This is a genomic window from Cellulomonas taurus (genome assembly GCF_012931845.1).
Taxonomy (GTDB): Bacteria; Actinomycetota; Actinomycetes; order Actinomycetales; family Cellulomonadaceae; genus Cellulomonas; species Cellulomonas taurus.
Genome location: NZ_CP051884.1, coordinates 216,436 through 238,514, shown reverse-complemented (window position 1 = coordinate 238,514; position 22,079 = coordinate 216,436). Strand labels below are relative to the sequence as shown.

Genomic DNA, 22,079 nt, shown 5'->3' with positions numbered 1-22,079 from the left:
GCCGCACTACCTGTCGGCCGCCCGTCGGGCCTCTCGGCAGGACATACTTGCCCGCGGCGACGTACCGGCACACAGGAAGGCCACCCATGACCGACGGGGACACCCGGATCAGCGAGCGGGAGTTGCAGCACGCCCAGGCGCTCGTGGGGCAGATCGGCAACTTCTTCGACCAGCGGGTCGTGGGCCAGCGCAATCTGCGCACCGCCCTGCTGTGCACGGTGATGGCGGGCGGGCACATCCTGCTGGAGTCGGTCCCCGGTCTGGCCAAGACCACCGCCGCCCAGGCGCTCGCCGCGTCGATCTCAGGCAGCTTTCACCGGATCCAGTGCACGCCGGACCTGATGCCGAACGACATCGTCGGCACCCAGATCCTCAACTACTCCACCGGCGCGTTCAGCACGCAGCTCGGTCCGGTGCACGCCAACGTGGTGCTCCTGGACGAGATCAACCGGTCCAGCGCCAAGACCCAGTCGGCGATGCTGGAGGCGATGCAGGAGCGGCAGACCTCCATCGGCGGCGAGGTGCACCCGCTGCCCAAGCCGTTCGTGGTGCTGGCGACCCAGAACCCGATCGAGGAGGAGGGCACCTACGTCCTCCCCGAGGCGCAGATGGACCGCTTCCTGCTCAAGGAGGTGCTCGACTATCCGGCGCCGCCGGAGGAGATCGAGGTGCTGGGTCGGATCTCCTCGGGTGCGCAGTCGGCGCCGATGACCGGGCAGCCGGTGGCGCTGGACGACGTCCGGTTCCTGCAGGACCTGACCCGTCGGGTGTACGTGGACGATGCGATCCGGCGGTACATCGTGGCGCTGGTCGCGACCACCCGTGGCGGCGGCCCGGCTCCGATCGCCGGTCTCCAGCGGCACGTCCGGGTGGGCGCGAGCCCCCGTGGGTCGATCGCTCTGATGCAGATCGCGCAGGCGCTGGCCGTGCTGGCCGGTCGGGCGTACGTGATCCCGGAGGACGTCAAGGCGCTGCGGCACTCGGTGCTCCGGCACCGGCTGGTGCGCACCCTCGACGCCCTGGTGGACGGGGTCACCGCGGAGAGCTTGATCGACGCCGTGTTCGCCGCGGTGCCCACGCCCTGAGCGCGACATGACCGAGGAGCAGGAGGGCTCGCCGCTGGACGCGGTGGCGGCACGGGTGGATCAGGCCAGGGCGGTCCTGAGCCTGCCCACGGTGCGCCGCGCCACCAGCCTGCGCGACGGGCTGCACGCCTCCACGCTCCAGGGTCACGGCCAGGACTTCGACGACCTGGCGCTCTACACCCCCGGCGATGACGTCGGGGACATCGACTGGAAGTCGTCGGCCCGGACCGGGGTGCCGGTGATCAAGCGGTTCCAGCGGGACGCCGCCGCTCCGGTGCTGGTGGTGGTGGACTCCGGCCGCACGATGGCCGCCACCGCCGCCTCCGGCGAGACCAAGGCGGACATCGCCCGGCACCTGGCGGGGATCGTCGGCACGCTGGGTCTGGACCGCGGCGACCCGGTCGGGTTGGTCGCCGGGGACGCCGAGCGGCTGGTCCGGGTGTCGCCGCGCACTGGCCGGGCCAACCTGGAGCTGCTGCTGCGCCGTCTGGACGAGGTGCTCACCACCGACGGTCCCGCGCCGGACGTGGTGCGGGTGCTGCAGCGGGTGCGTGCGCTGTCCCGCACCCCCGCGCTGGTGGTGCTGGTCACCGACGCCGCGGGCCTGACCCCGGCGGCGGCACCCGCGATCACCCGCCTGCTGGGCGGTCGGCACCGGGTGGTCGCCCTGGTGGTCGCCGACGCCGATCCGTTGGACCCGGCGGCGGCACCCTCGCAGGACGTGCTGGACGGCTGGGCGGTGCCCGGTGTGCTGCGCGGCAATCGGAAGGCCCGCGAGGCGCTGGCCCGGCACCGGGCGGACCAGGCGGCGCTCCGCGACCAGATGCTGCGTCGACTCGGTGTCCCGCAGGCCACGGTCTTCGACACCGAGCACGCGATCACCGCACTGGCGGCGGCGCTGGATCGGAGGCGTCGTGGGCGTTGACGATCTGCTCGACCCGAAGACCTACGGCGCCGGCTGGCTGTGGGGGTCCCTCGCCGTCGTGCTGCTGGTCGTGGGCTGGTTGGTCGCCGCCTGGCTGCTGGGCCGCCGTCCGGCCGACGGTCGCGCCGAGCGGTCCGCGGAGGTGGACCCGCTCCAGGGCGCCACGCCCACCGACCCCTATGCCGGTGCCCGGTCGCGTCGGCTCGCCGACCTGGACGACATCGCGGCCCGACTGCGCGCCGAAGAGGTCGAACCGCGGGTGGCAGCACTGGAGGTCGCGGCGGTGCTGCGCGAGTTCGCCAGTGTGCGGCGCGGGGTGAAGGCCGAACCGCTGACCGCGACCGAGCTGCGTCGACTGGGCTGGACCGGCGGCGCCGGCGAGCTGGTCGCCGCCCTGCTCGACCCCGCGTTCTCCGCCCCCGGTGCGACGCCCGGCTCGGCGCAGACGGCGGTCGAGCGCGCCCGGGAGGTGATCACCCGATGGTGACCTCCGGACTCGTCTGGCCCTGGCTGCTGGCCGTGGTGGCCGTCGTCGCCCTGGCCGTGGCCGGGGTGGCCTGGCTGCGCCGCGACCGTCGGCGGACCGGCCGTACCCGCTGGGTGGCGTCGACCGCCGACCTGGATGCGATCCCCGAGGTCAGGACCGCCCTGCGCCGGTACGTCTGGCTGCGCGCCCTCGGCGCCGGGATGCTGGCGGTCTGCCTGGCCTGCGCCGCGGTGCTGATCGCCCGGCCGATGCACCAGCAGACCATCTCCGAGCGACTCGGCACCCGGGACATCGTGATCTGCCTGGACGTGTCCGGGTCGATGGTCGACTACGACGCCGCGGTGCTGAACCGGTTCACCGAGCTGATCGAGAACTTCCGCGGCGAGCGGGTCGGGCTGTCGATCTTCAACTCGACCAGCCGCACGGTCTTCCCACTGACCGACGACTACCCGATCGCCCTGGACGAGATCGACGAGGGCGCGCGGGTGCTGGACGGGGTCTCCGGCGGGTTCTTCTCCACCGAGGCCCTGGACGCCTACGAGCGCTGGACGGCGGGCACGATCAACCTCGGCGACGACCAGGCGTCCCTGATCGGTGACGGTCTGGCGTCCTGCGGTCTGCTGTTCGACCAGGAGGACGACACCCGGTCCCGGTCGATCATCCTGGTCACCGACAACGAGCTGCTGGGCGACCCGGTGTACTCGTTGGCCCAGGCCATCGACCTGACCTCGGAGCGCGACATCACCCTGTTCGGGTTGTACGGCGGACCGGCCGCGCTGCGCGGCAGTGCGCTGGAGATCGAGTTCAGCAGCCTGATCCAGGACGCGGGCGGGCACACCTGGTTCGCCGACGACGCCGATGCCATCAACGGGATCCTGGACGAGGTGGTGCAGCAGCAGACCGCCGTCCTGGACACCGACCCGGAGATCCGGATCACCGACACCCCGCGCACCTGGTTCCTCGGACTGGTCCTCGCGCTGGCGGGCTTCTGGGTGCTGCAGTGGCGGGTGAGGTCATGACGCTGCGTCCCCTGATCCCGGTGGCAGCGCTGGTCGTCCTGCTGCTGCCGCTGCTGGCGTTCTGCGTCTGGCAGGCGTTCGTGCAACGCAGGTCCTCGTCCGGTGGTTCCGGGCGCGGCCTGACCATCGGCGGCACCGGGCACTGGGTGCTGCGGATCGTGGCGGTGATCGCCCTGGCCGTGATCGGCGCCGGTCCCTCGGTCAGCCGACCGAGCAGCCAAGAGGTCGGCGTCGGGGTGGACGTGTTCCTGGTGGTGGACCGCACCGGGTCGATGGTCGCCGAGGACTACGTGGACGGCAGCACCCGACTGTCCGGCGTGCAGCAGGACCTCCCGGCGCTGGTCCAGGCGGTGCCCGGCGCGCGCTACTCGATCCTGTCCTGGGACTCGTCGGCGACCCGGCAGCTGCCGCTCAGCAGTGACGGCCAGGCGGTGCGCAGCTGGGCCGACACCCTGCGCCAGGAGCCGACGGCCCAGTCCCGCGGGTCGAATGTCGGCCGCCCGGTGGAGCTGCTGGCCGACGCCTTGCAGAGCGCAGCCGAGGCGCAGCCGAATCACGTGCGCCTGGTGTTCTTCCTGTCCGATGGCGAGTCCACCGACGACGAGGAGGTCCCGTCCTACGCGTCGATGGCCTCGCTGGTCGACGGTGGTGCGGTGCTGGGCTACGGCACCACCGAGGGCGGCCGGATGAAGAAGGACGACGGCAGCGGGTACATCACCGACTCCGCGGGTGCCGAGGCCGTGTCGGTGATCGACGAGGCCGCCCTGCAGACCGTCGCCTCCGAGCTGGGCATCCCCTACGTGCACCGGGTCGGCCCGGACCAGGCGCAGCTGACCGACCTGGTGGGCGACGTGCAGGCGGAGAGCGAGCTGCGCGCCGAGGGCCGACAGATCATGATCTGGAACCCGGTGGTCTGGCCCGCGGCGATCGCCCTGGCCCTGATCCTGCTGGTCGAGGCGTGGCTGCTGGTGCGAGGCTGGGTGCCGATGCGCAGGAAGGGACGGGTGGAGAGATGAGCCGACGTCCCCTGCTGCCCCCGCGCGACCGGCGTCCGGCCCGTGGTGCGCTGATCGGCTGGTCGGCGTTCGTCTGGTTGCCCGCCCTGGTGGTTGCCGCCCTGCTGCTGGGCATGACCCTGTCGGCGCGGTCGGCCGCCTCGGCATACCGGGACGGCGACGCGGGCCGGGGCGCCGACACCTTCGCCTGGCTCGACCAGTGGGCACCGATGGAACAGTGGAAGGCGCCCTACGACGAGGGCACCGCGCGGATGGCCGACGGCCAATCGGCCCGCCTGGCGCTGTACTCCTTCGACCGCGCGCTGCGACTCGCCCCGGAGGACGCCCGGTGCGACGTGCAGACCAACCGCGCCGTCGCGCTGTCCGGGGTCGCCGACGAGGCGATGGCCGAGGCCGGGCAGTACGCGGTCTGGATCGCCGAGCTGTCCCGGCTGCGCGGCTCCGGCGAGCCGCTGCCGGAGGACCCGGAGTGGGGCGACCGGACCCTGGGCGAGCTGGTCGACGCCGGTCAGGACCTGACCGAGCAGGCGCAGGACAACTACGCGGCCGCCGCGGAGGCGCTGCTGGACCCGAGCTGCGACGACCAGCGCTCCGACTCCGAGCAGCAGGAGGCCGAGGACCAGGCACAGGACCTGCAGGACAAGGCCGACGGCGCGGAGGACCTGGGCGACCAGCTGAACCCGAACACCGATCAGGGCCAGCAGGGCGAGCAAGGGGAGCAGGGCGAGCAGTCGGAGGAACAGCAACAGCAGCAGGAACAGCAGGAGGAGCAGGACCGCCAGCAGGAGTTGCAGGAGCGCAACCAGGGCGAGGGCGGCGGCGGCTCCGAGAGCGAGGACGAGGGCGACGAGGGCGACGGCTCCGGCGGCGGGGTCGACCGGCCCTGGTGACCGGCGACGCCGCCCCGCCGTCGGGTCAGAACGCCTGACCGCTCCGCACCGCCGCGACCCAGGCGAGCGCACCCTGGTACTCCTGGTCGCCGGTGCCCAGCCGGATGTCGGTCGCCCGACCGTCCGCCTTGGGGTACGACCCGAGGTAGCGCACCTGCGGGCAGGTCCGGTGCAGCCCCATCAGCGCCTCACCGACCCGTGGCTCGGCGATGTGCCCCTCGATGTCGATGGAGAACGAGTACCGGCCCAGCGCGTCGCCGATCGGCCGGGACTCGATCCGGGACATGTTCACCCCGCGCACCGCGAACTGCTCCAACATCGCCAGCAGCGCGCCGGACTCGTTGCTCGGCAGGTGCACCACCAGGGTGGTCTTGTCCGCACCGGTCGGCTCCGGCACCACCCCCGGCCGACCGAGCAGCACGAACCGGGTGACCGAGTCCGGGTTGTCGGCGATGCCGTCGGCGAGGACGTCGAGGCCGTACAGGGCGACGGCCGGTGGCGGCACCAGCGCGGCGTCGAAGCCCAGCGCTCCGGCACCCTCGGGATCCTGCGCGATCAGGGCCGCCGGGGCGGTGTTCGAGGTCGCCGGGACGTGCACGGCCGCCGGTAGGTGCTCGGCCAGCCAGCGGCGGCACTGCACCCAGGCGTGCGGGTGGGCGCTGACCCGGCGCACATCGCTCAGCGCGATCCCGGGCCGGGCGACCAAGGTGAAGGCGACCGGGACCAGGATCTCGCGCAGCAGCACCAGCGGGCTGCCCACCGCCAACGCGTCCAGGGTGGCGGTCACCCCGCCCTCGCCGGTGCTCTCGATCGCCACGACGGCGTAGTCCGCGTCCTCGGACCTGACCGCCTCGATCGCCGAGGTGACATCGGTCTGCGGCAGGAAGTCGGCCTCGTGCTCCGACACCACCTGGCGCAGGGCCGCCTCGGTGAAGGTCCCGGCCGGGCCGAGGTAGGCGTACCGAGGTCGAGTCATCGCAGCGTTCCTCCGAGCGGGTGTGTCCAGGGCGTGCGCGCCCCGTGGGACGGGCGTGCACATGCAGTCCACAGCCCCGGCGCGCGACCCTGCCGAGAGTAGTGCGCCCGTACGCTGGGTCGGTGCCGACGTCCATCCTGCCTGCCGCCGTGTCCCGACGACCCCTGCGTGGGCTGCTGGCCACCGGTCTGGCCCTGGTGGTGCTGCTGACCGGGCTCGGCCCGACATCCCCCGCCGCCGCAGCCGAGCAGGAGACCGACGCCCCCGTGGTGCTGGTCGGCGTGACCGGCCTGCGCTGGGACGACATCGGCTCGCTGACCACCCCGGCGCTGTGGTCGCTGTCCCGCGAGGGGTCGGTGGGCACCAGCGTCGTCCGCTCCAAGCGCTCCTTCACCTGCCCGTCCGCGGGCTGGCTCGCGGTGTCGGCCGGTGGCCGCTCGGACGACCTGTCGGTGTCGGACGGGACCTGTCGCACGCTGCGCGATCCGCTCCCCGACGGCGGCGTGCCCGGCTGGGACGACTACGTCACCGCCACGAAGGCCTCCGGCTACGACTCCCGGCTCGGCCTGCTCGGCGACACGGTGGCCACGGCCGGGCTGACCGCCACCGGCATCGGCCCGGGCGCCGCGATCGCGCTGGCCGACGCCGACGGCATGCCGGTCGGTACCCATCTGCGCGGCCCCGCCGACACCGACGAGCTGGCGGATCAGGTCGCATCGGCGATGGCGGACTCCCACCTGCTGGTGGTCGACGCCGGGACCGTGCGCGACCCGGGCTACCAGACCCGCGGACGCTCCGGCAGCGACGGGGAGACGGCCGAGGGCGAGGGCGAGACCCCGGACGTCTCCGGCACCGATGTGGTGATCGAGCCGACCCGCGCCGAGCAGGTGCAGGAGATCGACGCCCGGATCGCCGCCGTGCTGGACGGCCTCGACGACTCCGGCACCGAGGCCACCGTCTACGTGATGTCCCTGGCCGACTCCTCCCGGCGGGCGAACCTCCAACTCGCGGCGGCCAGCGGCCCGGCGATCGGCGGGGGCGAGTACACCGGCGGCATGCTGCGTTCCGGCTCGACCCGGCAGGACGGCTACCTCCAGGTCACCGACCTCGCGCCGACCCTGCTCACCGCCCTCGGCATCCGGGACCAGGCACCCGGCGGAGCCCTGGTCGGCAGCGTGATCGGCCAACGGATCGACGACGACACCGCCACGGCACGGGTCGCCTACCTGATCGACCAGAACCGGCACGCCCAAGCAGCGAAGCCGCTGGTCAGCTCGTTCTACGTGCTCTGGGTCGCGCTGAACCTCGCGCTCTACGCCCTGGTCACCGTCGGGCTGAACAACCGGGTCGGCCAGTGGTTCGTCCGGTTGCTGGACCGCTGGCGCCCGAACCGCGTACGCGGCCGGCTCCGGGTGACACCCGACCGGGTGCTGCGCATCCTGCGCGCCGCGGCGGTCGTGGTGGCCGCGGTGCCGGTCTCCACCTTCCTGGCGAACCTGGTGCCCTGGTGGCGCGCCGGATCGCAGGGTTGGGCGCTGGCCGGGGTGGTCGCCCTGTTCTCCGTCCTGATCGCGTTGATCGCGCTGCTGCCGCCGTGGCGGACCAGCTTCCTCGGCCCGCTGGGCACGGTCGCCGGGATCACCGCCCTGGTGCTGGCCTGGGACGTCGCCACCGGTGCGCGCCTGGCCCTGGACTCGATGATGGGGCCGGGATCCCTGGTCGCCGGACGGTTCTACGGCTTCGGCAACCCGGCGTTCGCGCTGTTCGCGGCCGCGATGGTGCTCGTGGCGCTGGCCCTGGCGAATCCGCTGGTGCGCCGGGGTCGCCGCTGGGCGGCCGCCGGGGTGGTCGCTGTCCTCGGGATCGTCGCCACCGTCGTCGACGGCATGCCGTCCATCGGCGCCGACTTCGGTGGCCCGCCCGCCCTGGTGCCGGGCTTCGCCATCATGGCCCTGCTGGTCGCCGGGGTCCGACTGAACTGGCGCCGGGTGCTCGGCGTCCTGCTGGCGGGCGCCGTCGTGGTGATCGGCCTCGCGTTGATCGACTACGCCCGACCCGCCGACGACCGCACCCACCTGGGCCGGTTCATCGAGACGGTGCTGGACGGCGGCCTCTGGACGGTGCTGCTGCGCAAGGGCCAGGCCAACCTCGGCATCCTGTTCGGCAGCGAGCAGACCCTGCTGGCGATCGGCGGTGTCCTGCTGGTCGTGCTGCTGCTCGGCCGCCCGGCCCGGATGGCTGTCGACGCCCCCGACGGTGGCCCCTACGCCTGGCTGTCGGCCGGTGCCCCGCTGCGCCGCCTGGCCACCGACGCGCCGGTGCTGATGCCGGGGCTGGTCGGGCTGGGCGTGACGCTCTTCCTCGGCTTCGCGCTGAACGACTCAGGCGTGGTCGTGCCCGCGACCGGGATCGGGATGGCGGTGCCGCTGCTGGTGGCGGCGTGCGCGACCTGGATGCTGACGCTGCAGCCGCGCGGGACGGTGGCGGGTCTGGAACCCACGACCCACCCCTGACCCGGGCGGCGCGGGCCCTGAGGCCGATCGTGGCACCCCGGAGCGGGCCTTCGGACTCGCCGACTCGGCGGCGCAGCCGAGCGCGGGGTCAGCGGCGCTTGCCGCCCACGGACCGCACCCGGCGCGCGGCAACCGCGAGCTGCACATCCCGGTACTGCGCCGCACGGTGCAGCTGACCGCGCAGGTCGGTCCCGGACGGGCGATGCCGCAGGTCGCACGGCACCTCGACCGCGACGAACCCCTTGCGCAGCAGGTCGATGGTCATCCCGGTCTCGACCCCCCAGCCCCGGGCCAGCGGGGTCGCCGCCTCGAAGGCCTCCCGGGTCAGGCAGCGCATGCCGGACAGCGGCTGGGTGGGCGTCCACCCGGTCATCGACTGGATCGCCCGCCGGGCGGCGCCGACCACGATGCCGCGGCCACCGGCACCCGGCTGGGGCGGCAGCAGCGCGATCGACACGTCGGCGGTGCCCTCCAGCACCGGCGGGACCAGCGGTGCGGTGTTGACGGCGGTGTCACCCAGGTCGCCGTCGATGAACAGCAGCAGGCGGGGCGGACGGTCCGGGGCGTCGCGCATCGCGACCACGGCGGCGCCGGTCTCCATCGCGGCCGCCTTGCCCCGGTTGTGCGAGTGCCGGACCACCACGGCACCGGCCTCGCGGGCCACGTGCTGGGTGTTGTCCTCGGAGCCGTCGTCGACGACCAGGACCAGGTCCACGTGCGGGATCGCCCGGGCGGAGCGGACCGTGGCGGCGATCCGCCGGGACTCGTCCTTCGCCGGGATCACCACGGCGACCCGCTGACGGGCCCGTCCGGTGGCGGCGCGGGCGACCGGTGCCGACTCCGCGCGCGTGTCGTCCTGGGTCCGCTGGTCCGAGTCACCCGTCACGAGCCCAAGCCTAGCCATCCGGACCACTCACCCGCCGCGCCACGCTGGACGGTGGGTGGACCACCCAGGACCAGCTCCGGCGGCGAGGTCGGCAGATCGCGCCCGAGGTCGGCACTCCGCCACCCCGTCGGCGGGCGGAACTGCCGACTTCGCGGGCGGGCACGGGTACGCACGGACGCCGGCCTGGTGGGCGGGGACAGGTACGCACGGACCGGCGCCCTCCGCGGGGGAGGACGCCGGTCCGGGTGCGTGCGGGCGCGGGCGCGCCGGGGTCAGCGCAGGGTGACCTGACGGGCCACGATGCCGGCCCGGGCGCGACGCTCGTTCGCGTCCAGCGGCTCGGTGTTCGCCAGTGCCTCGGCGAAGGTCGGTGCGAAGGCGTTCAGCGGCGCGGCGATGTCGTCCGCCTCCGACCCGCGGGCCAGCTCCCACACCGGCACGACCAGCCCGGTGGACCGGAAGTAGCCGATGAACTTGGACCCGTCGAACCCGGCGGCACGCCGGGCGTGCAGGCGGGCCAGGGCGTCGATCACCTGCTGCTCGTCGTGCGGCTGGGCCCAGCGCAGGAACTCCTTCGCGCCCATCCGGACCCAGTAGGCGGCCTCGACCCCGGGCACCTTGTGGGTGTCGATGATCCCGGCGTCCGCCTCCTCGACCGCGTGCTTGAGGTCGTCGGTCAGCTCGGTGTCCGGTGCGATCCAGTAGCCGAAGGTGTCCAGCACGGTGACCTCGAAGGGCACGCTCAGGTCCAGCACGTCCTGCAGGCGCGGGCCCGGCTCGGGCAGCCCGATGGTCTCGATGGCGGTGCCCGGCTCGGAGTCGAGCGCCTCCAGCAGCGCGGCGGCCAGATCGCGGCTCGGGTCGCCGGACCCACCCACGGTCTGCAGCGCCAGCAGCACGACGCCGTCGGCGCGGTGCAGGGCGGCCCAGCCGTCCGGCAGCACCGTGGTGACGGTGATGTCCCGGGCGCCGTGCTCGGCGGTGGTCCGCGCGGTGGCGGTGGCGGCGGGGACGAGTTCGCGCAGGGCGACCCAGTCCGGCTCGCCGGGGAGGCCCTCGAAGGGGCGCAGCACGAAGTCGATCGAGGAAGCGGAGGCCATGCGGGCCAGGCTACCGGGGTGCACGGCTGTCCACAGCGACGGTGTGCGGCCCACGGTCCCCAGATCGCGCGTTCCGCCCTGCTCGGCGGCCGATCCGGTGGCAGGATCACCGGGTATGGACCCCCGTGCCGGAACTCCCGCCCAGCCCGCTGACCTGATCGACGTCGACGCCCTGCTGTCGGCCTACTACGACCGGCGCCCCGATCTGGACGATCCGGCACAGCGGGTGGTCTTCGGCACCAGCGGCCACCGCGGCTCCTCGCTGGACGGTGCGTTCAACGAGGCGCACATCATCGCCATCACCGCGGCGATCGTGGAGTACCGACGCGGGCAGGGCACCGACGGCCCGCTGTTCATCGGCCGGGACACCCATGGACTGTCCGAGCCCGCCTGGCGCACGGCGCTGGAGGTGCTGGCGGCTGCCGGGGTGGAGGTGCGGATCGACGCCCGCGACTCGTGGACCCCGACGCCCGCCGTGTCGCACGCGATCCTGCTGCACAACGGGGCCGCCACCGCTGAGGGCGTCCGGTCCACCGGTCCGGGCCTCGCCGACGGGATCGTGGTCACCCCGTCGCACAACCCGCCGCGGGACGGCGGCTTCAAGTACAACCCGCCGCACGGCGGCCCGGCCGGGTCCGAGGCGACCGGGTGGATCGCCGACCGGGCGAACCAGATCCTCGCCGAGGGCGTGGACCGGGTGCCGCGGGTGCAGGTGGACGCGGCACTGGCGGCGGACACCACCCGGCGGCACGACTTCCTCGGCGCGTACGTCGACGACCTCTCGTCGGTGATCGACCTGGACGCGATCCGGTCGGCCGGGGTGCGGATCGGCGCGGACCCGCTGGGCGGTGCGTCCGTGGAGTACTGGGCAGCGATCGCCGAGCGCTACGGCCTGGACCTGACGGTGGTGAACCCGCAGGTCGACCCGCGCTGGTCCTTCATGACCCTGGACTGGGACGGCAAGATCCGGATGGACTGCTCCTCGCCCTCCGCGATGGCCTCCCTGGTGAAGGCGATGGACGGCGACGCGCCCTACGACATCGCCACCGGCAACGACGCCGACTCCGACCGGCACGGCATCGTGACGCCGGACGCCGGGCTGATGAACCCCAACCACTACCTCGCCGTGGCGATCCGCTACCTGTTCTCCGGCGCGCGCCCCGGGTGGCCGGACAGCGCGGCGGTCGGCAAGACGCTGGTGTCGTCCTCGCTGATCGACCGGGTGGTCCGCAGCACCGGCCGCTCGCTGTTGGAGGTGCCGGTCGGCTTCAAGTGGTTCGTGCCCGGGCTGCTCGACGGTTCGGTCGGTTTCGGCGGCGAGGAATCGGCCGGGGCGTCCCTGCTGCGCACCGACGGCTCGGTGTGGACCACCGACAAGGACGGCATCATCCTCGCGCTGCTCGGGTCCGAGATCCTCGCGACCACCGGCCGCAGCCCCTCGCAGCACCACGCGGAACTGGTGAGCGAGTTCGGTGAGTCCTGGTACGCCCGGGTCGACGCGCCCGCGACCCTGGAGCAGAAGGCGGCGCTGGCCAAGCTCTCGCCGGAGCAGGTCACGGCGACCACCCTGGCAGGGGAGGAGATCACCGCCAAGCTCACCGAGGCCCCCGGCAACGGCGCGGCGATCGGCGGGCTGAAGGTCACCACGGAGAACGCCTGGTTCGCCGCGCGACCGTCCGGCACCGAGAACGTGTACAAGATCTACGCCGAGTCGTTCGTCGGCGCGGAGCACCTGGCGCAGGTGCAGGACGCCGCCAAGGAGGTCGTCTCGGAGGCGCTCGGCGGCTGACCGGTGACCGGCCGCGCGCTGCCCGACCGCACGCCCCGGTGAACAGGACCGAAACGATTCGACCCGTGTCGGCGGTATGTCGCACACTGTGCCGGTGGGTCCCTATCGCGTCGTCCTGTCCCGTCCGGGGGCACTGAACTTCTCCGCCGCCGGGCTGCTGGCCCGACTGCCGATGTCGATGGTGGGCATCGGCATCGTGCTGATGATCCGTGCCCTCTACGACTCCTACTCGCTCGCCGGTGGGGTCTCCGCGGTGTACGTCCTCGCGCAGGCTGTCTGCTCGCCGCAGATCGCCCGGTTCGTCGACCTGCACGGACAGGCCCGGGTGATGCGCCCGGCGGTCGCGATCTCCGCCACCGGGCTGGTCGCGCTGATCCTGTCGGCGCTGGCCGGGACGCCGTCCTGGGTGCTGTTCGTCTTCGCGGTGATCGTCGGCGCCACGATCGGGTCCTTCGGCGCGCTGGTGCGGGCACGCTGGTCGCACCTGATCGCCGACCCCCGGGAGCTGCACACCGCGTACTCGCTGGAGTCCGCCGCCGACGAGCTGGTGTTCGTCGTCGGCCCGGTGCTCGCCACCACCCTGGCCACCAGCGTCGCCCCGGTCGCCGGTCTGGTCGTCCCCGTGGTCGGCATGCTGATCGGCGGGTACTGGTTCCTCGGCCAGCGGGGCACCGAACCGCCCGCCAACCCTCGGCCGACCGGCGCCGACGCGGCCCCGCGCCGCTCGGTGATGCGCAACCCCGGGATGATCGTGCTCGCCGTCGTGTTCATCGCGATGGGGTCGATCTTCGGCGCCACCGACGTCTCCACCGTCGCCTTCGCCACCGAGCACGGCCGGGAGGGCCTGGCCGGGGTGCTGCTCGCGATCTTCGCCTGCGGTTCGCTGATCTCCGGGCTGCTCTACGGCGCACGGCACTGGACCAGCCCGCTGTGGATCCGCTTCGCCGTGGGCACGGTCGCCCTGGTGCTGGGCACCGCGCTGTTCGTGCTGGCGCACACGATGGTGGTGCTGGCGATCGTCATGTTCGTCACCGGCTTCGCCATCGCGCCCACCCTGGTGAACGGCAACGCCCTGGTGCAGCACTTCGTGCCCCGCGAGCGCCTGACCGAGGGCCTCACCTGGGTCGGCACCTCGCTCGGGGTCGGCGTCTCCGCCGGTTCCGCGGTGGCCGGTCCGATCATCGACGCGAGCGGTTCGCACGGCGGGTACCTGGTGGTGCTCGGGTCCGGGGTGCTCGCGGTGGTGGCCGTGCTGGCGGCGCTGCGCACCCTCAAGGCAGGAACGACGCCGCTGGTCAGCGGCCACTGACGCTACGGTGGACACCATGCTCGACGACGAGACCCGCACCGCCCTGCTGCACGCCCTCGCACCCCTGGGTGAGGTGGCCGACCTGACCCCCCTGACCGGCGGCATGTTCGCCACCAGCGTCCGGGTCGACCTGGCCGACGGCCGACGGCTGGTCGCCAAGACCGCCCCGGCCGACGACGACCGGCTCCTGCACTACGAGCGGGACCTGCTGCGCACCGAGGCCCTGGTGTACCGGATCGCCGGTGACGACCCCGCGCTGCCGATGCCGGAGCTGGTGCTCACCGACATGTCCCGCGCACACCTGCCCGGCGACCTGGTGGTGGCGAGCTGGATCGACGGGGTGCGGGCCGACACCGTGCCGGAGCTGGCCGAGGCCACCGCGCCGCTCAGGAACCGCGACCTGGGCCGGATGATGGCCGCCCTGCACCGCCACGTCGGCGACCAGTTCGGCTACCCCTCCGGACCCGACGACCTGCGCGGGGACAGCTGGGTCGAGACGTTCACCGCGATGGTCGAGGCCCTGCTCACCGATGCCGCGACCTGGGAGGTGCCGCTGCCGGTCGAGCGGATCCGCGCGGCGCTGCACCGGCACCAGGGGGCACTGGCCGAGGTCGACCGCCCGGCACTGGTGCACGCCGACCTGTGGCCGGGCAACCTGTTCGTGCACCCGGAGTCCGGCGCGCTCACCGGGGTGATCGACCCGGAGCGGGCGTTCTGGGGCGACCCGATGTTCGACCTGATCGCCTGCGACCCGCTCCGCGTCGGGGCACCGGACGAGCACCTGCTCGCCGGGTACCGCGCGGCGGGCGGCGTGATCGATCCGACCAGCCCGCGGCTCGCCCTGTGCCGGATGTACCTGGCGCTGATCATGCGGATCGAGGTGCGGCCGCGCCGGTACGAGGGCGATGAGCTCCCCGGGTACCTGGCGCAGCTCGAGTCGTGGCTGGACGCCGCTCTGGCCGAGCTGGACTGACCGGGCTGGACTGACCGGGCCTCAGCGCAACGACCGGCCGACCTCCCCGTCACCGGACTTGCGGCGTTCGGCGTAGATGCCGAGCACCAGCAAGAGTCCTCCGGCGGAGAGCAGGGTCAGCAGCCACGGTCCGGCCGAGATGTCGCTGCCCAGTCGGGTGCCGAAGACGCTCAGCACCGCCAATCCGAGGGTCACCGAGCCGATGATCAGCGGTGCCCGCATCAGTTCCCGGGCACCGAACACCATGAACACCAGGCACAGCGCCACCACCAGGATCGCCCGCCAGGTGGCGGGGTCCGTCCAGATCGCGAGCAGCGACGGCCCGAGGGTCGCGGCGACGCCCGGTGCCAGCGTCGCCATCGACCCGGAGTAGCCGACCGGCCAGGACCTGGTGCCGGGAGTTCCCGGCCGGGTGGGATCGGTGCGTCGGGTCTGGAGCGTGGCCAGCAGCCCCGCTACGGTCAGTCCGATCCCGAGCGGCAGCGCGAAGACCTCGACCCGCAGATCGCGCAGGCTCCAACCACCGATCGCCCAGGCCAACGCGATCAGCCAGCAGCACCAGGCCGGTGGCAGGACCGTGTTCCGCCCTCGCACCACCGATCGCACGCTGAGGGCGGTCATCACCAGCAGCGCAGCTTCGATCGCCAGCGCCAGCCACACCACCGTCCAGGTCGGTCGCACAGCCGCGAGCCCGGCCACCGTGACGGCGGCGAGCGCCGGAACCAGCGCCCAGGCCCGGGCGCGTCGCACCACGAGCAGCCCGGCACCCGCGATCAGCAGCCCACCGAACACCGCCCACACCAGGACACCGCCGAAGACCACGGCATTCCGGGCGTCGGTGCCGACCGGCGTCACCGCCGCCAACCAGAGCGCCCTGATCGGCCCCGCGAGCGCGGCAACGCCCGCGGCCCAGCCCATCGGCACGCGCAGCACGGAGTGGGTGGCCGGCCAGGCGGCACCGACCAGCACGGTCGCGACCACCAGCAGCGCGACCGCGCGCATGTCGATCGACTGCCCCGCGACCAGCAGCACCAGCGTGGGTGCGACCAGCAACGCCAGACCGGAGGCCACCAGCGGCCACCACCGGGTCGGTCGCCGTCGGGTCAACCAGCCGCCGACCCCGACCGCGACCAGCGCGGGCGGCACGGTGTACGCCTCGACCACGCCCACGCCGCCCCAGACCAGGGCGGTCCACAGCACGCCGACCCACAGCGTCGCCGCGATCCACCACACCGGACGCCGATCAGCCCTGGTCGCGACCACGCTCGCTCCGGCAGCCAGCAGGGCGCACACCACCAGCACGGTGTCGGCGCCGGTGGTCGGCCAGAACAGCGCGACCGCCAATCCGATGCCGCCGGTCGCCGCCGCCGACCATTCCGCCGCGCGGCGCACCCCGGCGATCCCGCGCGCCGCGAGCCGGTGATCTGCCCCGGAGGCACTCAGGGCGACGGTCACGGCAAGCACCGCGATCACGGGGAGCAGCACCGGCGCGGCGGAACCGGGCAACACCATCGCCCCCGCGTTGATCAGACCCAGCGCGGCCGTCGGCAACAGCGCGGCGGCCGCGAGGACCCGCAGGTCGTTCGGCACCGGACGACGCCGGGTGACCGCCAGCACCCCCTCGGCCGCCGCGAGCGCCGCCGCCGTCCAGCCGGCCGCCCAGGCCCGCTCGCCCACGCCCCACGCCAGCACCAGGGCGACCGGCGCCGCCGCCACCGCCCAGACCGACGCCCACGATCCGGTGTCCAACCGGGTTCCGGTGAGCGCGATCCCGAGGGCCAGCAGCAGCAGTGCGACCAACCCGAGCACCGTCGACGCCGACCACCCCAGCCACGACAGCGCCACGCCCAGCACCGTCGCCCCGTACCCGACCGCCACCGTGGTCGGCAGCCAGCGCAGATCGGCGGCGGTGACCCGCCGCGACCGGAGCAGCAGCACCGGCACCAGCACGCCGCCGATCACCAGCGACGGCCTGGCCACCCAGCTCAGCGGCGCCAGGAGCACCACCTGCCCGAACGCCCCGGTCAGCAGCACCGGGAACCAGAACCTGTCCCGCGGGATCCTGCGCACCACCTCGACCAACGCCACCGCCAGCACGGCTTCGGCGACCAGCAACGCCACCGCCCACCGGCTCACCAGGGTCGGCAGCGTCCCCGCGACGATCACGGTCGCCACCGGTGCCAGCACCCGGGCGACCGTCCGTTCCCAAGCCGGGCGCCGGTCCACCCGGAACTGACCCGGGGCGGTGGGCACCCGCACCTCGACGTCCGCGGGTGCCACCCGGCCGACCAGCACCGCCAGACCGAGCAGGCAGCCGGCCGCCACCAGTGCCCGCCAGGACCCGATGTCCATCGGGCCGTAGACGTCCAGCGGGATCAGGTCCGGCTGGCCCGCCCCCACCGACCGGCGCACCACCTCCAGCACCACCCGCACGGATTCCAGGACCGCGACGGCACTGAGCAGGACTCCCACTCCCCCGCCGATCAGCGCTGCCCGCTGCAACCGGCCGTGCCGCCACCGGCCACCGCCGATCAGGAGCACCGCCCACACCAGAGCCGCCCCCACCGGGGTCACGATCCGGGTCGGGACGGCCGCACCCACGACCGCGGCGGCCGAGACCAGCAGGAACCCCGCGATGCCCAGCCATCCGGGCGCCGCCTCGGACCAGCCCTGCAGCGCGGCGAGCACGGCCGTCAGCGCCAGTCCGACGCCGAGACCGATCCACAGCAGTGCGGGGGTGCCGACCGAGGACCCCGGGTCGAAGCGGGCGATCGCCCCGGTCACCAGCGTCGGCAGGACCACCAGCGACGCCACGGCCCAGCAGACCAGCAGCCACGACTCCACCGGGATGCGCACACCCACCTGCGGCCCGATCAGCTCCCGGAACGGTCGGCGCACCAGCGAGACCACCGCCGCGACCGCCACGCCGACGGCGATCCCCGCGATGTCGTCGGTGGCCACGCCGAGCAGCAGTGGCACCAGCGGGGAGAGCACCACCAGCGCCGACCAGGCACGCAGTCCGGTCCGACGAGCCAGCGCCACGCCGCCGACGATCACCGCGGCAAAGGTGACGGCGGCGACCAGCGGCCGGGCAGTGCCCTGGACCAGCAGCGCCAGCACCCAGGAGTCGACCACCGCGAGCGCCGCGGTCAGCCAGGCCACCGCCTGCGCGGACGACCGCAGTCCACGCCGTCCGAGCAGGACGGTCCCGACCGCCGAGATGCCGGTCGAGAGCGCGAGCGCCGCCGCGCGGACCAGCGGATTGTGGTCCACCACGAAGAACGCGAACACCAGCGCGGCGGCGGCGAACAGACCCGACCCTGCCAGCGCGAAGACCGCGCCGAGGTCGACCGGCGAGCCGGGTCGGGACGGTGCGGCGGTTGGGTGGTGCGGGGCGGTGCGTGCGTAGGGCGCGGCACCGGGATAGGGGGCGGCAGCCGGGTGGCGGGGCGCGGGAACTGGGTAGGGCGCGGCACCGGGGTAGCCGGGTGCTGCCGCTGCGTGCGGGATACCTGCCGGGCCGGGGGCGGCCGCCGACCGGTGCGCGCTGGCCGGGGTAGTGGCGTCCCCGGGGGCGGGCGGCCGCACCGCGGTGGCCTCGGCAGCACCGCCACCCGGCCACGACCCGCCGCCGAACCGCCCGCCCGGGTCCGGTCGAGGCGCCCACCGGTCGGCCGTTCCGCGCCAGAGCGCCGGATCGGGCAGCACCTCGGCCACCCGCCACCCGGCGCCGTTCTCCCCGGGCCGGAACAATCCCTGGCGCTCACGCACCGCGACGACCAGGTCGTCATGTCGGCCGAGGGCTGCCGCCACAGCGTCCGCCGCCGCCGCGAGCCGGATGCCGTCGTCACCGCCGAGCCGTAGACCGCATCGTCCGCAGGTGGCTCCGATCAGGGGCGCGGCGCAGTCCGGGCACCGCGTGTAGTCCTGGAGCCGACGCCGCAACGATGTCTGCCACGCATGAGTTCGCACGCCCGAAGGCTCCCACCCGCGACCACCTAGCGTGACCGCTCACACATTTCCCACTCAGGTTCGCCCCGCAGCGGCGGCGAGTGTGCACAGCCTCGAACGTTCCCGGCTGTGTCGATCCGGATGTTCCGGGGGCAGGACCGGTGCACTCGCGGCAGGGTGGAGCAGGACGCGTGACCGACCAGACACCCCCTCGACTGGCATCCGGCGAAACATGGGATGACTATCGGGGCAGGCCATCCGCAGACCCGAGGGAGCACACCGTGGCACGGACCATCAGCATCGCCGACCAGCTCGTCGCACAGATCGTCGCGGCCGGCGCCCGGCACATCTACGGCATCGTCGGCGACAGCCTGAACCCGATCGTCGACGCCGTGCGGCGGGCGCAGAAGGACGGCGTCGACATCGCGTGGGTGCACGTCCGGCACGAGGAGGCCGCCGCCTTCGCCGCCGCCGCGGAGGCCGAGCTGACCGGCAACCTCGCGGTCTGCGCCGGGTCCTGCGGTCCGGGCAACCTGCACCTGATCAACGGCCTGTACGACGCGAACCGCAACCGGGTCCCCGTCCTGGCGATCGCCTCGCACATCCCCAGCGCGCAGATCGGCACCCAGTTCTTCCAGGAGACCCACCCGGACCGACTGTTCCTGGAGTGCTCGGTCTACTCGGAGATGATCAGCAGCCCGGCGCAGGCTGGACGGGTCATCCGGTCCGCGATCCACCACGCCTACGGCGCACCCGGGGTCGCGGTGCTGACCCTGCCCGGTGACGTCGCGGACATGGAGTCCCCGGCTCCGGCCACCGACATCCTGACCCGGCCCGCTCGCCCGCGCGTGGTGCCGGACGCCGCCGAGGTCGCCGCGCTGGCCGCCGCCATCGACGACGCCAAGAAGGTCACCATCCTGGCCGGCGCCGGCGTGAAGAACGCCCACGACGAGGTGATCGCCCTGGCGGAGCTGATCGGCGCCCCGGTGGGGCACAGCCTGCGCGGCAAGGAGGTCATCCAGTACGACAACCCCTACGACGTCGGGATGACCGGGCTGCTCGGCTACGGCGCCCTGCAGTCCGCGATGGACGAGGCCGATCTGCTCCTGCTGCTCGGCACTGACTTCCCCTACGACCAGTTCCTGCCCGCCGACGTGCGCACCGCCCAGGTGGACATCGACCCCACCCGCCTCGGTCGTCGCACCCGGATGGACCTGGCGGTGGTCGGTGACGTCGCCGAGACCATTCGCCTGCTGCTGCCCCAGATCCAGCGCAAGTCGTCGCGTCGGTTCCTGGACTCGATGCTGAAGAAGCACCACAAGGCGATGTCCGGCGTGGTCGGCGCGTACACCAAGGACGTCGAGCACCACACCCCGATCCACCCGGAGTACGCGGCGGTGCTGCTGGACGAGGAGGCGGCCGACGACGCGGTGTTCACCGTCGACACCGGGATGGGCAATGTCTGGGCCGCGCGTTACCTGACGCCGAACGGCAAGCGCCGGGTGATCGGGTCCTTCCTGCACGGGTCGATGGCGAACGCCGTGCCGCACGCCATCGGTGCCGCCTTCGCCCAGCGGGGCGACGCCGATGCGCCGCAGAAGCACGTGGTCGCGATCGCGGGTGACGGCGGCCTGTCGATGCTGCTCGGCGAGCTGATCACCCTGGTGCACTACAACCTGCCGGTGAAGATCATCCTGTTCGACAACGCCACCCTCGGGATGGTCCGGCTGGAGATGCTGGTCGACGGCCTGCCGAGCTTCGGCACCGACTCACCGTCGATCGACTATGCCGCCGTCGCGAAGGCGGTCGGCATCCCGGCGGTCCGGGTCGAGGACCCCACCCAGATCCGCACCGCGCTGCGCGAGGCGTTCAGCCACGACGGCCCGGCGCTGATCGACCTGGTCACCGACCCCCGCGCCCTGTCCCTGCCGCCGAAGATCACCCGGCAGCAGGTCACCGGCTTCACCGCCGCGATGAGCAAGGAGATCCTCGGCGGCGGCATGGGCGAGGTCATGTCCATGGCCCGCTCGAACCTGCGGAACATCCCCCGCCCCTGACCCTCTCGCCCCGGCCGTGCTGGCCCGCTCGCGCGGGCACCCGCTCGCGCTCCTGCCTGACCCCTCGCGAGCCCGCTCGCCCGCCCGCGCAACCGCGCGCCCGCTCGCCGAAACTACGGAAATCGTCGGTTCACGGCGCTAGTTGCGTCATGTTCCGTAGTCTCGGCGCGGGCACGGGCGCGGGCGCGGGCGCGGGCGCGGGGTCAGGTGGCAAGGCGCAGAGGCCGGGGTCAGGTGGTCAGGGCGTCGCGGATCTCGCGGGTGATGCGGCCCATCGCCCGCTCGGCGGCGCCCGAGTCGCGGGCCCGGATGGCGGCGGCGACCGCCTCGTGCGCGGCCAGCGCCTCCTCGTGCGGGTGGTGCGGCATCAGGCCGTGCCGGGTGCGTCCGGCCAGGACCTCGGCGACGACATCGGTGAGGGCACCGAACATCTCGTTGCCGCTGGCGGTCAGGATCAGCCGGTGGAACTCGATGTCGGCGGAGAGGAAGTCGTCGCTCTCCCCCGCCTCGCTCAGCTCACGCAGCCGGGCCGCCAGGGCCACGAGCCGGTCGGCTTGCGCGCCGTCCGCGTTCTGCGCGGCAGCGGCGGCGGCGACCGGTTCGACGGCTGCCCGCAGTTCGGTCAGCGAGCGCAGCTGAGCGACCCGGTGCGGACCGGCCAGTCGCCAGCGGATCACCTGCGGGTCGAAGACCGCCCAGTCGGCGGCGGGCCGGACCACCAACCCCACCCGGCGCTTGGAGGTGACCAGCCCGAGGTGTTCCAGGCCGCGCATCGCCTCCCGCGCGACGGTGCGGGAGATGCCGAACCGCTGCTGCAGGCCATCCAGGGTGAGCGTGGCGCCGGGTGCGAGGTCGCCGGAGGTGATCTCCGCGCCGAGGACGTCCGTGACACCGCTGTGCAACACCTCGGCCACGAATCCTCCTGTTCCTGCGCGGGCTCACCAGCGCGATCGCGCCCTCGGCGGGCGGGGCTCGGACGAGCATGCCAGGGTCGCTGGTGTGACGCCCAACGGAGGGCGACGCCACTCGTAGCACCTTCCGGTTCCAAAGATCGTATTTTTGTGTCACAGTGACCGACACCGGACGCACCGCCCGGACAATGA

General features: G+C 73.5%; 16 protein-coding genes. 11 read left to right on the top strand and 5 right to left on the bottom strand.

The window, feature by feature from the left end; all coding sequences use genetic code 11:
• The first annotated feature begins 86 nt into the window (after nt 1-86).
• From HGK68_RS01055 to HGK68_RS01030, 6 genes are read left to right on the top strand one after another with little or no spacing between them, the layout of a single operon-like run.
• Complete coding sequence (locus HGK68_RS01055; RefSeq protein WP_169164297.1) at nt 87-1,085, top strand: AAA family ATPase; 999 nt, start codon at nt 87-89, stop codon at nt 1,083-1,085.
• A gap of 7 nt (nt 1,086-1,092) precedes the next feature.
• The gene (locus HGK68_RS01050) at nt 1,093-2,010 is read left to right on the top strand and encodes a DUF58 domain-containing protein (protein WP_169164296.1); all 918 of its coding nucleotides are present in this window, start codon (nt 1,093-1,095) and stop codon (nt 2,008-2,010) included.
• Nucleotides 2,000-2,497, top strand: a complete 498-nt coding sequence (locus HGK68_RS01045) for a hypothetical protein (protein ID WP_169164295.1) — start codon at nt 2,000-2,002, stop codon at nt 2,495-2,497. Before HGK68_RS01050 ends, HGK68_RS01045 begins: the two co-directional genes overlap by 11 nt.
• Nucleotides 2,491-3,516 carry a vWA domain-containing protein gene (locus HGK68_RS01040; protein WP_169164294.1) on the top strand — a complete coding sequence of 342 codons (1,026 nt, stop codon included), beginning with the start codon at nt 2,491-2,493 and terminating at the stop codon, nt 3,514-3,516. Before HGK68_RS01045 ends, HGK68_RS01040 begins: the two co-directional genes overlap by 7 nt.
• Nucleotides 3,513-4,532 (top strand): VWA domain-containing protein, encoded by a 1,020-nt coding sequence (locus HGK68_RS01035; protein WP_169164293.1) that lies wholly within the window; start codon nt 3,513-3,515, stop codon nt 4,530-4,532. The genes HGK68_RS01040 and HGK68_RS01035 overlap by 4 nt, the downstream gene beginning before the upstream one ends.
• Nucleotides 4,529-5,422, top strand: coding sequence for a hypothetical protein (locus HGK68_RS01030; RefSeq protein WP_169164292.1), 894 nt, complete (start codon nt 4,529-4,531; stop codon nt 5,420-5,422). The genes HGK68_RS01035 and HGK68_RS01030 overlap by 4 nt, the downstream gene beginning before the upstream one ends.
• Nucleotides 5,423-5,447: 25 nt before the next feature.
• Here the strand turns inward: HGK68_RS01030 and pheA are convergent, their stop codons facing one another.
• Nucleotides 5,448-6,398 carry a prephenate dehydratase gene (gene pheA / locus HGK68_RS01025; protein ID WP_169164291.1) on the bottom strand — a complete coding sequence of 317 codons (951 nt, stop codon included), beginning with the start codon at nt 6,396-6,398 and terminating at the stop codon, nt 5,448-5,450.
• A gap of 122 nt (nt 6,399-6,520) precedes the next feature.
• Here pheA and HGK68_RS01020 point away from each other — a divergent pair, with 122 nt between their 5' ends.
• Nucleotides 6,521-8,911 carry a hypothetical protein gene (locus HGK68_RS01020; protein WP_246260471.1) on the top strand — a complete coding sequence of 797 codons (2,391 nt, stop codon included), beginning with the start codon at nt 6,521-6,523 and terminating at the stop codon, nt 8,909-8,911.
• An 88-nt stretch (nt 8,912-8,999) separates the two neighbouring features.
• On the opposite strand, the gene HGK68_RS01015 is transcribed toward HGK68_RS01020, so the two are convergent.
• Nucleotides 9,000-9,797, bottom strand: coding sequence for a glycosyltransferase family 2 protein (locus tag HGK68_RS01015; protein WP_425483657.1), 798 nt, complete (start codon nt 9,795-9,797; stop codon nt 9,000-9,002).
• 272 nt (nt 9,798-10,069) lie between these two features.
• Entirely contained in the window at nt 10,070-10,897 is an 828-nt protein-coding gene (locus tag HGK68_RS01010; protein WP_169164290.1) for a DUF5926 family protein, read from the bottom strand.
• A gap of 115 nt (nt 10,898-11,012) precedes the next feature.
• Here HGK68_RS01010 and pgm point away from each other — a divergent pair, with 115 nt between their 5' ends.
• The 3 genes from pgm (at nt 11,013) to HGK68_RS00995 (ending at nt 14,968) form a co-directional block, all read left to right on the top strand.
• The gene (pgm, locus tag HGK68_RS01005; RefSeq protein WP_169164289.1) at nt 11,013-12,686 is read left to right on the top strand and encodes a phosphoglucomutase (alpha-D-glucose-1,6-bisphosphate-dependent); all 1,674 of its coding nucleotides are present in this window, start codon (nt 11,013-11,015) and stop codon (nt 12,684-12,686) included.
• A gap of 94 nt (nt 12,687-12,780) precedes the next feature.
• Nucleotides 12,781-13,995, top strand: coding sequence for an MFS transporter (locus tag HGK68_RS01000; protein ID WP_343036968.1), 1,215 nt, complete (start codon nt 12,781-12,783; stop codon nt 13,993-13,995).
• A 16-nt stretch (nt 13,996-14,011) separates the two neighbouring features.
• The gene (locus HGK68_RS00995; protein WP_169164287.1) at nt 14,012-14,968 is read left to right on the top strand and encodes a phosphotransferase family protein; all 957 of its coding nucleotides are present in this window, start codon (nt 14,012-14,014) and stop codon (nt 14,966-14,968) included.
• A 21-nt stretch (nt 14,969-14,989) separates the two neighbouring features.
• Here the strand turns inward: HGK68_RS00995 and HGK68_RS00990 are convergent, their stop codons facing one another.
• The gene (locus tag HGK68_RS00990; RefSeq protein ID WP_169164286.1) at nt 14,990-18,940 is read right to left on the bottom strand and encodes an SCO7613 C-terminal domain-containing membrane protein; all 3,951 of its coding nucleotides are present in this window, start codon (nt 18,938-18,940) and stop codon (nt 14,990-14,992) included.
• A 260-nt stretch (nt 18,941-19,200) separates the two neighbouring features.
• Here HGK68_RS00990 and HGK68_RS00985 point away from each other — a divergent pair, with 260 nt between their 5' ends.
• Nucleotides 19,201-20,976, top strand: coding sequence for a pyruvate dehydrogenase (locus HGK68_RS00985; protein ID WP_169164285.1), 1,776 nt, complete (start codon nt 19,201-19,203; stop codon nt 20,974-20,976).
• 230 nt (nt 20,977-21,206) lie between these two features.
• Here HGK68_RS00985 and HGK68_RS00980 read toward each other — a convergent pair whose 3' ends face one another.
• Entirely contained in the window at nt 21,207-21,890 is a 684-nt protein-coding gene (locus HGK68_RS00980; protein ID WP_343036967.1) for a FadR/GntR family transcriptional regulator, read from the bottom strand.
• Nucleotides 21,891-22,079: the final 189 nt, after the last annotated feature.

Excerpts from the sequence above, each read along its gene's own strand:
- HGK68_RS01055 (WP_169164297.1), top strand. The coding sequence starts at position 87 with ATGACCGACGGGGACACCCGGATCAGCGAGCGGGAGTTGCAGCACGCC.
- HGK68_RS01050 (WP_169164296.1), top strand. The coding sequence starts at position 1,093 with ATGACCGAGGAGCAGGAGGGCTCGCCGCTGGACGCGGTGGCGGCACGG.
- HGK68_RS01040 (WP_169164294.1), top strand. The coding sequence starts at position 2,491 with ATGGTGACCTCCGGACTCGTCTGGCCCTGGCTGCTGGCCGTGGTGGCC.
- HGK68_RS01035 (WP_169164293.1), top strand. The coding sequence starts at position 3,513 with ATGACGCTGCGTCCCCTGATCCCGGTGGCAGCGCTGGTCGTCCTGCTG.
- HGK68_RS01030 (WP_169164292.1), top strand. The coding sequence starts at position 4,529 with ATGAGCCGACGTCCCCTGCTGCCCCCGCGCGACCGGCGTCCGGCCCGT.
- pheA (WP_169164291.1), bottom strand. The coding sequence starts at position 6,398 with ATGACTCGACCTCGGTACGCCTACCTCGGCCCGGCCGGGACCTTCACC.
- HGK68_RS01010 (WP_169164290.1), bottom strand. The coding sequence starts at position 10,897 with ATGGCCTCCGCTTCCTCGATCGACTTCGTGCTGCGCCCCTTCGAGGGC.
- pgm (WP_169164289.1), top strand. The coding sequence starts at position 11,013 with ATGGACCCCCGTGCCGGAACTCCCGCCCAGCCCGCTGACCTGATCGAC.
- HGK68_RS00995 (WP_169164287.1), top strand. The coding sequence starts at position 14,012 with ATGCTCGACGACGAGACCCGCACCGCCCTGCTGCACGCCCTCGCACCC.